9 protein-coding genes are annotated in these 12,213 nt (G+C 72.1%); 4 read left to right on the plus strand and 5 right to left on the minus strand.

Annotation, left to right across the window (positions count from 1 at the left end):
- Positions 1-340 precede the first annotated feature (340 nt).
- Positions 341-898, plus strand: a complete 558-nt coding sequence (locus tag ABEA81_RS06670; RefSeq protein ID WP_345603922.1) for a hypothetical protein — start codon at positions 341-343, stop codon at positions 896-898.
- 2 nt (positions 899-900) lie between these two features.
- Complete coding sequence (locus ABEA81_RS06675) at positions 901-2,379, plus strand: dihydrolipoyl dehydrogenase family protein (RefSeq protein WP_345603923.1); 1,479 nt, start codon at positions 901-903, stop codon at positions 2,377-2,379.
- A 14-nt stretch (positions 2,380-2,393) separates the two neighbouring features.
- On the opposite strand, the gene ABEA81_RS06680 is transcribed toward ABEA81_RS06675, so the two are convergent.
- Both ABEA81_RS06680 and ABEA81_RS06685 read right to left on the minus strand, forming a co-directional pair.
- Positions 2,394-3,728 carry an MFS transporter gene (locus ABEA81_RS06680; protein ID WP_345603924.1) on the minus strand — a complete coding sequence of 445 codons (1,335 nt, stop codon included), beginning with the start codon at positions 3,726-3,728 and terminating at the stop codon, positions 2,394-2,396.
- A gap of 209 nt (positions 3,729-3,937) precedes the next feature.
- Positions 3,938-5,308, minus strand: a complete 1,371-nt coding sequence (locus tag ABEA81_RS06685; RefSeq protein ID WP_345603925.1) for an LLM class flavin-dependent oxidoreductase — start codon at positions 5,306-5,308, stop codon at positions 3,938-3,940.
- A 284-nt stretch (positions 5,309-5,592) separates the two neighbouring features.
- On the opposite strand from ABEA81_RS06685, the gene ABEA81_RS06690 reads away from it, so the two are divergent.
- A complete protein-coding gene (locus ABEA81_RS06690; protein WP_345603926.1) occupies positions 5,593-7,074 on the plus strand; it encodes an amidase in 1,482 nt (493 codons plus the stop codon).
- A 54-nt stretch (positions 7,075-7,128) separates the two neighbouring features.
- Here the strand turns inward: ABEA81_RS06690 and ABEA81_RS06695 are convergent, their stop codons facing one another.
- From ABEA81_RS06695 to ABEA81_RS06705, 3 genes are read right to left on the minus strand one after another with little or no spacing between them, the layout of a single operon-like run.
- Entirely contained in the window at positions 7,129-8,337 is a 1,209-nt protein-coding gene (locus ABEA81_RS06695; RefSeq protein ID WP_345603928.1) for an amidohydrolase, read from the minus strand.
- Entirely contained in the window at positions 8,324-9,601 is a 1,278-nt protein-coding gene (locus ABEA81_RS06700) for an MFS transporter (RefSeq protein WP_345603930.1), read from the minus strand. The genes ABEA81_RS06695 and ABEA81_RS06700 overlap by 14 nt, the downstream gene beginning before the upstream one ends.
- 37 nt (positions 9,602-9,638) lie before the next feature.
- Positions 9,639-10,835, minus strand: a complete 1,197-nt coding sequence (locus ABEA81_RS06705) for a dipeptidase (protein WP_345603931.1) — start codon at positions 10,833-10,835, stop codon at positions 9,639-9,641.
- Positions 10,836-10,962: 127 nt separating this feature from the next.
- Here ABEA81_RS06705 and ABEA81_RS06710 point away from each other — a divergent pair, with 127 nt between their 5' ends.
- A complete protein-coding gene (locus ABEA81_RS06710) occupies positions 10,963-12,090 on the plus strand; it encodes a CapA family protein (protein WP_345603932.1) in 1,128 nt (375 codons plus the stop codon).
- Positions 12,091-12,213 lie beyond the last annotated feature (123 nt).

Here is a 12,213-nt window from a genome sequence, read left to right on the forward strand (position 1 = left end):
CTCGGGCTCGCGCAGGCGAGCCCGTGAGCCGAAGTGGACGAACGTGCCGGACGAGGGATACTCTCGCCTGTATGGAACGCTCACTCTACAAGATCGAACGTCGCCGGCCACCCCCAGTTCGCCCGACCCACGTGTCGCACCGGTCGTGGCGTGCACCACTTCCACTTGCGCCGGCTGAACCCGGCACGGAACCGTATCTCAGATAGACGTACTGGTTCGTCTATCTGATGGAGGGATGGCTCTCGCCCATCGGCGGAGCCACTCCCCGCCAGTCGGTCCGGCCGGCCCCACTCGCCGATGAACCGCACTCGCGGACACCACAACGATCGAAAGGATCACCATGACCACCGCCGCTGCGTCGAGCTCGACGAGCAACGCGCCCGTTCTCCGAAGACTGTATTTCGTGCGTTTCGGGTTCGCGATCGTGTGGGCCGGACTGATGTTCGTGGTCGGGTCGAGCGTCGGGCCGCTGAGCGTGACGCTGATCGTGCTGTACCCGTTGTTCGACGTGGCCGCCGCGATCGTCGATGCCCGCTCGTCGGGGGCGAGCGGATCGACCCGGCTCCTGTACGTGAACATCGCGATCAGCACGCTCGCCGCGATCGGCCTGATCGTCGGCCTCACCTCCGGCATCCCGGCGGTCCTGCGTGTGTGGGGTGGGTGGGCCATCGTCGCGGGGATCGTCCAGCTCATCGTGGCCCTCACCCGCCGCAGGATGGGCGGCCAGTGGGCGATGATCGCCAGCGGGGCCATCTCGGTGTTCGCGGGGACGTCGTTCATCATGCAGGCCGCCGCCGACGGCCAGACGCTGGGCAGGGTCGCGGGCTACGCCGTGCTCGGCGGGATCTTCTTCCTCGTCTCGGCGCTGCGACTCGGCCGCGCCGCCACAGGGAACTGACCGTGGCCACGAATGCGGACACGGACACGGGTTCGAGTACGGGAGTGTTCGACGTCGTGGTCATCGGCGCCGGCCCGGTCGGGGAGAACGTCGCCGATCGGGTGGTGCAAGGCGGGCTGAGCGTGGCCATCGTCGAGCAGGAACTCGTCGGTGGTGAATGCTCCTATTGGGCGTGCATGCCCACCAAGGCACTGCTGCGCAGCACGGCCGCGTTGCGCGCGGCGCGCAGCCTTCCCGGCGCCCGGGAAGCGGTGACCGGCGACCTGGACGCCGCGGCGGTGCTGCAGCGGCGCGACGACTTCGCCTCGCACTGGAAGGACGACGGGCAGGTGTCCTGGCTGAAGCAGGCCGGGATCTCGCTCTACCGGGGGCAGGGGCGCATCAGCGCCCACCGCACCGTCGAGGTGATCGACGACGACGCGGGCACGGTGACGCTGACAGCGCGCCACGCCGTGGTCATCGCCACCGGGACCAGCGCGCTCGTCCCCGACCTTCCCGGTATGGCGCAGGCGATGCCCTGGACCAGCCGCGACGCCGCGGCCGCCCGCCGGCCCCCCGGCCGGCTGGCGATCATCGGCGGCGGGGTGGTCGCGATGGAGATGGCCACCGCGTTCACCGGCCTCGGCTCCGCCGTCACCGTGCTGGCCCGCGACGGGGTCCTACCCACCGCCGAACCCTTCGCCGGGGAACGGGTGAGCGAAGCGCTGCAGAAGGCCGGCGCGTCGATCCGGCTGGGCGCCGAGGCCGACACCGTGCACCGCGACGACGCCGGAACCGTGCACATCACCCTCACCGACGGCGAACGGATCGAGGCCGACGAACTCCTCGTCGCCGTCGGGCGCCGGCCCAACACCCACGGCGTGGGCCTCGACCGCATCGGCCTGACCCCCGGCGCCTGGCTCACGGTGGACGACACCCTGCGGGTCCTCGACGCCACCGGCGCACCGGTCGGCGACGGCTGGCTCTACGCCGCCGGCGACGTCAACCGGCGGGTACTGCTCACCCACCAGGGCAAGTACCAGGCGCGCGCCGTCGGGGACACCATCGTGGCGCGCGCACGGGGGACACAGGTCGACAACCGCCCATGGGGGCGGCACGCCGCCACCGCCGACGAACGCGCCGTGCCCCAGGTCGTCTTCACCGAACCCGAGGTCGCCTCCGTGGGCCTGACCGCGGCCGTCGCCGCCGAAGCGGGGATCCGGGCCCGGGTCGTCGACCACGACCTCGGCGCCGTCGCCGGGGCCGCCCTGCACGCGGACGGGTACGAGGGACAGGCGCGCATGGTGGTCGACGAGGACCGGGAGGTCATCGTCGGTTTCACCCTCGTCGGGCCCGACGTCGCCGAGCTCCTCCACGCCGCGACCATCGCCGTCGCCGCCGAGGTCCCGATCGACCGGCTCTGGCACGCCGTCCCGGCCTTCCCCACCCTCAGCGAGGTCTGGCTGCGGCTGCTCGAGACCTACGGCCGTGGTGGGGACTGACGGACGCCGGCTGATCAGTGCGCGCTGCTGGGTGCGGCCGCGCCAGGCGATTCCTCGCTCATCCGGCCCTGTGGCCGCAGCAGCACCGTCGCGACGAGGGCGATCGCGCACAGCGCGACCAGGTAGAGGCCCGCGGGGAGGGCGCTCCCGAACTGCGCTGCCAGGTAGGTGGCGACGATCGGCGCCGGACCGGCCGAGGTGATCGACGAGAGCTGGTACCCCAGCGCGGAACCGCTGTAGCGGACCGGTGCGGGGAAGCTCTCGGCGATCAGCGCGGCCTGCGGCCCGTACTGCATGTCGTGGACCACGAGGGACAGGACCACGAAGACGGCGATCAGCGCGAAACTGCCCGACTCCAGCACCGCGAAGTACGGGATGGCGAAGACGAGCATCGTCACCACGCCGATGAGGTACATGCGCCGGCGGCCGATGACATCGGAGAGCCAACCCCACAACGGCGTCGTGACGAGCGAGACGATCCCCGCGATCAGGATCACGGTGAGGAACGACTGCTGGGGCAGCCCGAGGTTGGCCACCCCGTAGGACAGGGCGAACGTCGTGAAGAGGTAGAACGACGCGTGCTGGCCCATGCGGATCAGGCAGGTGAGCACGATCTCGCGGCCGTTGTTGCGGATCGCCTCGGCGACCGGGCGGGACGACCGCCGCTCCGTGGCCACCATCCGCTCGAAGAACGGCGTCTCGAGGATCCCGAGCCGGATCCACATTCCCACGCCGAAGAGCACGAAGCTGACCAGGAACGGTATCCGCCATCCCCAGGTCATGATCTGGTCCTGGCCCAGGCTGCTGACCACGGAGAGGGCCGCGGTGGCCAGGGTCAGACCGGCGGGCGATCCCCACTGCGCCCAGCTGCCGGTGAACCCCCGGCGCTTGCTGAACGTCGCCCACTCGGTGGCCAGGAGGACCGAGCCGCTCCACTCACCGCCGACGCCGATCCCTTGGACCACCCGCAGGACGACCAGGATCACCGCGCCCCAGATGCCGCCGGTCTCGTAGGTGGGCACGACGCCGACGAGGACGGTGCCGATCGCCATCAGGGTCAGCGTCGCGACCAGGCTCGCCTTCCGCCCGATCCGGTCACCGAGGTGCCCGAAGATGACGGCACCCAACGGCCGGGCCAGGAACCCGACGAAGAACGTCGAGAAGGCCAGCAGCGTTCCCGCCAGCGGATCGAACTCCGGGAAGAAGAGCTTGTTGAACACCAGCCCGGCGACCAGGCCGTAGATGTAGAAGTCGTACCACTCGATCGTGGTGCCGATCGTTCCGGCGACGACCGCCTTGATCGCGTTCCGCCGGTCTTCGGGGCGCGGGGGTGCTGCTTCCGCAGTCATGGCACATCCACCGTTTCGGGCAAGCGGTCCCGTGGCGCGCGACGGGCACCGGGAGACGCCCGGCACATCCGGGCGTGGGGAAAGGGACGAGCGGAAGGCTCAGCGACAGAGCGCGGCCTGCGTGCGGCACAGGTCGATGTGCCACCGCCGCGCCCCGGAGAAGCTCCGGCCGCACACGGTCACGGCGCACACGGTCACGGCGCACACGGTCACGGCGCTGCCCGCCGGTAGCGCGCCCCGGGGTGGTCGGGGGCCAGCTGCGGGCCCGCCGCGGTACGCAGGTTCTCCCGCAGCGTCGCCGCTGCGTACCCGTCCTGCGCCCGGCCCCGGCACCGCAGCTCCGGCACGACGTGCTCGACGAAGTCGACGAACGTGCCGGGCGTGACGACGTGGGCGAGGTTGAACCCGTCGACGCCCGCCTCGTCCACCCAGCGCTCCATCTCGTCGGCGACGGTCGCGCCGGAACCCACGACCACGGGCCCGCGCCCACCGATCGCGACGAACCGGGCCAGCTCCTCGACCGTCCACTCCCGGTCGGGATCCGCTGTGGTGAAGGCGGCCAGTGCGGTGCGGGTCGCATCGGTCTCGACGTACTCCAGCCGCTGCCCGGGCCGGGCGCCGGAGAGGTCGACCCCGGTCCACCCGCCGAACAGGGCGAGCGCACCCTCGTGGCTCACGTGCTCGAGGTAGGAGTCGCGCTTCGCGATCGCGGCCGCATCGGTCTCGGCCGCGATCGGGGTCAGCATCGCGAAGACCTTGATGGCCGACGGGTCCCGGCCCGCCTCGCCGGCCTGCTCGCGGATCCGCTCGACGAACCCGCGCACGACCCCGGGGGTCGGGCCGTTGACGAACACGGCCTCCGCGTGGGCGGCGGCGAAACGGCTGCCCCGCGACGACGCCCCCGCCTGGAAGATCACCGGGGTGCGCTGGGGTGACGGCTCACACAGGAACGGCCCCGGCACCTCGAAGTACCGCCCCTTGTGCTCGATGTCGTGCACCTTGGCCGGGTCGGTGTACACGCCGCGTTCCGCGTCACGGACCACCGCGCCCGGCTCCCACGAGCCCTCCCAGAGCTTGTAGCAGACCTCCAGGTACTCCTCGGCGAGGTCGTAGCGCTCGTCGTGCGGGATCTGCTGGTCGCGGCCCAGGTTCCGGGCGGCGCTCTCCAGGTAGGACGTCACCACGTTCCACGCGATGCGCCCCTTCGTGAGGTGGTCGAGGGTCGTCATCCTGCGTGCGAGCGCGTAGGGCTGCTCGTAGGTCACGGACGCCGTGACCCCGAAGCCGAGGTGCTCGGTGACCGCGGCCATCGCGGAGATTGCCATGATCGGGTCGTTGACCGGCACCTGGACCGCCTCGCGGACCGCCACGTCGCGCGAGCGGCCGTACACGTCGTAGACGCCGAGGACGTCGGCCAGGAAGAGCGCGTCGAAACCGCCGCGTTCGAGCAGCCGGGCGAGGTCGGTCCAGTATCCGATGTCGGTGTAGCGGTGCCCCTGGTCGTCCGGGTGGCGCCACAGACCGACGGACTGGTGCCCGACGCAGGCCATGTCGAAGGCGTTCAGCAGGATGCGGCTCATCGGGTCCCGGGGTGGGTGAGGCGGTGGTCGGCCGGATCCGGCGCATCCGCCACAGCGCCGTCGATCGGGCCGGCGGTTGCGGTGGGGCCCGTACCGCACACCGGGTGGGCCCACGCCGAGATCACGCAGCGATCGTCGTCGGCCGGGTGTCGCTCCACAAGCCGACGGCCACATGGCGGGAACGTGCCCGCGAATTGTCCGGACCACCGAGGCCCCGGAGGACGGACGACCACGCCCGACGTGGTTGACACCGGCAGTACCGGCAGCCAAGGATGTGCCGAAATATGGCACTCTCGTTCCATGTTAAGGCACACCAATGCTGCCGACCACCCTGCCGAAGGAGAGCCCATGACGGCGCCCGCGCCGACGGTGTCCTCGCCTACGACCCGTCCACGTTCGAGGGCCTGCGCTTCCACACCGCGACCCCGGCGTTCCGCGACGGCACCGACTCCCCGCGCGAGTACCTGGAGCGCTGCCTGGCGACGATCGCCGAGCGCGAGCCGGTCGTGCGGGCGTGGGTCGTGCTGAACGAGGACGGTGCGCGCGCACAGGCGGACGCCAGTACCGAGCGCTGGCGGCGGGGCGAGCCGCTGTCCCCGGTCGACGGTCTCCCGATCGGCATCAAGGACCTGCTGGAGACGCGCGACATGCCGACCCGGATGGGCTGCGCCGCCTTCGCGGGCAACTTCCCGAAACGGGACAACGCGGCGGTCTGGGCCCTCCGCCAGGCAGGCGCGGTCGTGCTCGGGAAGACCGCGACCACGGAGCTGGGCGGTCCGGAGCCGAGCCCCACGACGAACCCCTTCGACCCGCGGCACACCCCCGGCGGCTCATCGTCCGGCTCGGGCGCCGCGGTCGGGGCGCGGATGGTGCCCGCCACGATCGCGACGCAGACCGGTGGTTCGCTCATGCGGCCGGCGAGCTTCAACGGCGCGTGGGGCCTCAAACCGTCCCAGGGCGCCATCAACCGCGGCGAGCGGCAGACCGCGAGCATGACATCGCACGGCGTCCTGGCCGCGTGCCCGGAGGACATGTGGCTCGTCGCGATCGCGATCGCATCGCGCGCGGGCGGCGACCCGGGCCGTCCCGCCCTGCACGGACCCGCCGCACCGCCGCCCGCACGCAGGCCCGGAACCGTGGCCGTGATCGAGACCGAGACCTGGGAGCGGCTGGACCCGGTCAGCCGCGACGCGTTCGAACAGGTCGTCGCCCAGGTCGAGGCCGCAGGTGTGGCGGTGCTGCGGCGGGCAGCCGATCCGATGGTGGAGCGGGTCGAGCGGTCCCTCGTGGGCGTCACGGACCTCGGGAGCGGGATCCTCGCGTGGGAGCACTCGTGGGCGTTCCGCGACGTCGTGGCGAACGACGCCGACGCCGTCAGCGCGCGGGGCAAGCGCTTCTTCCTCGAGGCCGCGGAGCGGCTCGGGGCGGCGGGCTACGAGGAGGCCCTGCGCACGCGCGCCGCGGTGCAGGCCACGTACGCGCTGCTCGGCCCGCGCGCCGACGCGGTCATCGCGCCGACGTCGAGCGGGCCGGCGCCGGTGTGGTCGGGCGACGTGCCCGGACAGCCGCCGGTGCCGTGGCCGACCGGGGACCCGGGGTTCAACTTCCCGAGCTCACTGCTGGGCGCCCCGGCCGTGAACGTCCCGCTCATGGGCGTGGGTGGCCTCCCCTTCGGCCTCCAGGTGATGGGGCAGCCGGGCACCGACGCCAGGACCACCGCGATCGCGCGGTGGATGGGCGAGACCCTCACCCCGGTCGGCGTCTGAACCGCGACGGGGCCACCGGGCGCGTCGGCGCCCGGTGGCCCCGTTCCCCGTCGGTCAGCCGGCTGCCGCCGCCTCCTGCCAGCCGAACGGGCCGGCCTCGGTGAGGCGCCGGCGGACCGCATCGTCGCGGGCCGCATCGGCGACGGTCCATGCGAGCGCGAGCCCGCCGTCGTGGATCGCCCGCGCGCCCTCCGGTCCGGATGCGGTGCGGGCGAACGCGGCGGTGTGGTTCCCGTCCTCCGGCGGGGAGTCGAACGACAGGACCGGGTGGATCGCCGGCATGTGCACCGAGACCTCGGCCATGTCGGTGGACCCGAGCGAGCGGTCGGCGTAGTCGGGGAACGTCCGCCCCAGCGCCTCGGCGTTGGCCTGGAAGAGGCCCGCCAGGTCCCGGTCGTGCCGGAACCCGTTGGCCGAGGCCAGCTCGGTGATCTCCAGCGCCACGCCCGCGGCCAGCGCACCCGCCTCGAAGCAATGGCGCACCCGCGGCCAGAGGAGGTCGACGTCCTCGAGCGTGTCGGCTCTGACCATGCATTCCACGGTGGCGGTACCCGGGATCACGTTGACCGCCGCCCCCGCCTCCTTCACCCAGGTGTGGATCCGGTCCGCATCCCGCTTCTGCTGGCGCAGCAGCCCGATCCCGACCTGCGCGACCGTGACCGCGTCGGCCGCGTTGAGCGCCTCGAACGGCCGTGACGCATGGGCGGTGCGCCCCTGGTAGGAGATCGACCAATGCCGGACCGCGCGGATGTGCGGAGTGGCCATGTCCTTCAGCGTCGGGTGCATCATCATCGCGGCGTGCAGGCCGTCGAAGGCGCCTTCGCGCAGCATGATCGCCTTCCCGGCCAGCACCTCCTCCGCGGGCGTGCCCAGCAGCCGGACCGTCAGGTCCAGCTCGTCGGCGACGGGGGCGAGGGCGAGTGCCGCCGCCACCGACGCCCCGGTGATGACGTTGTGCGCGCACCCGTGCCCGATCCCCGGCAGCGCGTCCAGCTCGGCGCACAGACCGATGGCGAGGGACCCACCGCCCGTGGTGGCCGCGACGGCAGTGGGGAGACCGGCCACCCCTTCCTCGACGTCGAACCCGCCGTGGGCCTTCAGCAGCTCCACGACGGCGGCGGCGGTGCGGTGCTCCTCGAAGGCGAGCTCCGGATGCGCTCCGATCCGGCGCGAGAGCTCGACGACCGCGGGCTCGTGCCGGTCGAACTCGGCGGCGATCCGGTCCTTCACCGATGGGGACGTGGACACCTCAACTGACGCCACGGAGCACCTCGGAATCTTCGTCGTCCTCGACCGGTTCGGGTTCGGCCACCGCGCGGTTGCGCGTCTCCGGCATCGCGACCACCACGACGAGCAGGGCGATCACCGCCAGCACCGTGATGTACGCGCCGGGGGCGAGCCGCCCGAGCCACGCGGTGAGCAGTGCGCCGAGGATCGGGGCCGTGCCGCCGAACACCGCATAGGCCGCGTTGTACGCAAGCGCCGTGCTGGTGGCGCGGATGTGCGGCGGCACGATCTCGACCGCCAGGATCGTGGCCGACATCCCGACGATCGCGGCCGGCAGGACCAGGAGGATCTCGGCGCCCAGTGTGCTGAGCAACGTCCCGCCGCCCGCCAGGAGGTATGCCGGCACGGATCCCGCGACGGCGAGGGCCACGCCGACGACCAGCAGCGGCCTGCGACCGAACCGGTCGACGAGCAGACCGGTCAGGACGCACATCGCGGCACACGACAGGAGCGCCACGACCCCGGCGGTCAGCACCGTGCCCTCGGCGAGACCACCGGTCGCCACCAGGTACGTCGGGAAGTAGCCGAGGAGGTTGTGGACGACGACGGCGAGCAGGGCGAAGACCGCGAACAGCAGGAGGAAGGTCCGCCGGTCACGTAACGAGTCCCGCACCGGCCGGTCCGACACCTCCCCCATGCGCTCGAGGGCGCGGAAGGTGGTCGTCTCCTCCAGGCGCAGCCGCATGTAGAGCCCGACCAGCGCCATGACGCCGCCGAAGAGGAAGGCCAGCCGCCAGGTCCAGTCGGCGTACGCCGCGGGCGCCAGCACCTGCAGCGCGAGCAGCGCGAGCGCGGCGAAGGCCGATCCGACGAAGGTGGCGCTGTTCACCGCGCTGACCCACAGCCCGCGCCGGTCCGCGGGCGCCTGCTCCACCACGTAGGAGGCCGCACTCGTGTACTCGGCGCCCATCGAGATGCCCTGGGCGAGCCGGCAGCACAACAGCAGGAGCGGGGCGGCGATCCCGGCCGTCGCGTAGCCGGGCAGCACCGCGATCGCCGCGGTGGACCCGGCCATGATCAGCACCACGGCGGACAGCGCGGTCCGGCGGCCCCGACGGTCGCCGATGCTGCCGAACACGATGGCACCGATCGGGCGCACCACGAAGGCGATGCCGTAGACGGCGAGCGTCGACAGGATCGCGAGGGTGGGGTCATCGCTCGGGAAGAAGTGCCTGGCGATGACGGTCGCGGACGATCCGTAGATCACGAAGTCGTAGGACTCGACGGCGTGCCCGATCATCCCGCGCCGAGCACCTTCCGCGTGCCCACGGTGCGGCTCACCAGATCTTCTCGAGTACACGGAGCACGTTCCCCCCGATGACGGCGGCGATCTCGTCGTCGGAGTAGCCGTGCCGGACGAGCCAGCGGGTGATGTTCCGGAAGCACTCGCCGGGGTTCTCCATCCCGGCGACGGCGTCGACCGTCTCGAACTCCGGGCCGGACCTGATGGTGTCCGCGACGCCCCACTTCTCGCTCATCACGTGGTGGAGGTCCAGGTGGTCGCCGAAGAAGGTGTCCGGGCCGAAGGCGACGTGCTCGATCCCGACCAGGTCGACGCAGTAGCGGAAGTGGTCCATCACCGACTCGATGGAATGCCGGCGGTGCCGCGCGCTCAGGGTCGTGTACGGCGCGGCCTCGATCCCGATGACCCCGCCCGACTCGGCGCAGGCCCGGATGACCTCGTCGGGCTTCATCCGCGGGGTGTCCCAGACCCCCCGCGCCCCGGCGTGCGTGATGAGCACCGGCCGCTCGCTGGCCTCGATCACCTCGAGCGCGGTCCGGTCCCCGGAGTGCGACACGTCGACGGCCATCCCGAGCTGGTTCATGCGCCGGACGGCGCGTCGCCCGAGCGAGGTCAGGCCACCGTCGCCGCGCTCGCGCAGCCCGCTGCCGAGTGCGTTGGCGTCGCTGTAGGCGATGCCGATCTGCCGCACCCCCAACCCGTAGAGCACGTCGAGCCGGTCGATCTCGTTCTCGATCAGCGCCGCGCCCTCGAGGCCGGCGACCACGGCGAGCCGCCCCTCCGCGTGGGCCCGCCGGATGTCGGCGACCGACTCCGCCCTGATCACGTAGTCCTGGTGCGCGAAGTCGCAGAACCGCATGCCGAGGTCGGTGATGACGTCGTCCCACTTCCACCCGTTGCGGGACTCGCAGGCCCCCCACCCGAGGTTGTCGAACACCGCGTCCAGACCGGACCGGCTCAGCCCCTCGTAGCCGTAGGCGAGGCGGGCGCCCCGGTTCCAGTCGAACAGCTCGGTCCTCGTGTGCCGGGGCAACCGCACGGGGTGGTCGTGCAGCGACACCACGACGGTGTCGGCCAGGAGGCGCTCCGCCCGCGCCGACTCGGCGGCGGTCAGCCCGAGATCGTGCTCCGGCAGCCGTCCGACGTCGGCCGAGGGGACGAACTCGGTGTAGTCCGTCCCCGCCTCGAGGTAGGAGAAGGACTGGTATCCGCGGTAGCGGGTGGGTGACATCGCGGGTTCGCCTCCAGCATGGGGATCAGCATCGTTCACCATTGCGGCACGACAATGCTACGTTGCGGCACGTTATTCGAACCGAGCTCCGTCCCCCTGTCAACCACCGTTCCCGCGGAGGAAGCCCGTGAAGATCGTTCTCGTCGGTGACACCGTCCTCGCCCGGGAGCCCGCAGGTGGGTGCGGCGACTCGGCCCTCCCGCTGCTGCGGCGCGGCGACCTCACGATCGCGAACCTCGAGGCCCCGCTCGTGGACGCCGACCGCCCGACCGAGAAGGAGATGACGATCCGGCTCCCCACCTCGACCGCGGGGCCGCTGCGCGCCATGGGCGTCGACGTCGTCTCGGTGGCCACGAACCACGCGCTCGACCACGGCGCGGAGGGCCTGCTGAGCACGTTGCGCACCCTCGACGACGCCGGTATCCGGCACGCCGGGGGCGGCCGCACGCTCGCCGAGGCCGACGCCGGGGTCGTCGTCGACACGCCGCGGGGAGCGCGCGTGGCAGTGCTCAGCTTCTGCGCCACCCTGCCGCCAGGGGCCAACGCCACCGCGATCCGACCCGGCATCGCGCCGCTGCGGATCGCCCAGAGCTTCGCCGTGGACGGGACGCTGGCACAGGAACAACCCGGCACACCGCCGTTCGTGCACAGCGCCGCCCAGGAGGCGGACGTCGTGCGGGTCGAGAACCGGGTGCGCGCGGCCCGGGCGGCGGCCGACCGCGTGGTGGTGTGCCTCCACTGGGGCGTCCCGTTCGCCTACCTCCCCCCGAACCAGGGACCGCTGGCGCAGTACCAGCAGACTCTCGGGCGGCGGCTGGTCGACGCTGGAGCCGACGTCGTGGCGGGAACCCACCCGCACTGCCTGCACCCGGTCGAGCGCTGGCACGACGGGCTCATCCTCTACTCGCTCGGCAACTTCCTGTTCCACGCGGGCGAGGTGCGCCGGCCCGACACCTACTTCGGCCTGCCCTACCGGGCCTCCCGCCTGTTCGAGGGGACCCCCTGGTTCGAGGGGGCCGTCTTCGAAGTGGACCTGACCGCGGAGCGGGACCCGCGCCTGCGGATCGTCCCGATCATCCTCGACGCGCTCGGTGAGCCGCACGTCGCCGATCCCCCGACGGCCCACCGGATCAGGGCACTCGTCGAGACCTCGTCCCGCGAGCTCGACCCGTCCGTCCGGGTGGATGCGGACGGAACCGTCCACTCGGGCCGTCGTGCGGCACAGATCACCCGCGGCGCCACCGCCCACGGTTGACGTGCTGCAACCCTCCGCCTAGCGTTCCGTCAGTAGGTACAGCGTTCACCATCGTGGCACGAGGAGGTTAGGTGGCCACAGTCGGCGTCGAAGGAGCCACCCGCAGGGTGCAGCGGACCGACG

It is taken from the genome of Pseudonocardia adelaidensis (genome assembly GCF_039543345.1).
Classification (GTDB): domain Bacteria; phylum Actinomycetota; class Actinomycetes; order Mycobacteriales; family Pseudonocardiaceae; genus Pseudonocardia; species Pseudonocardia adelaidensis.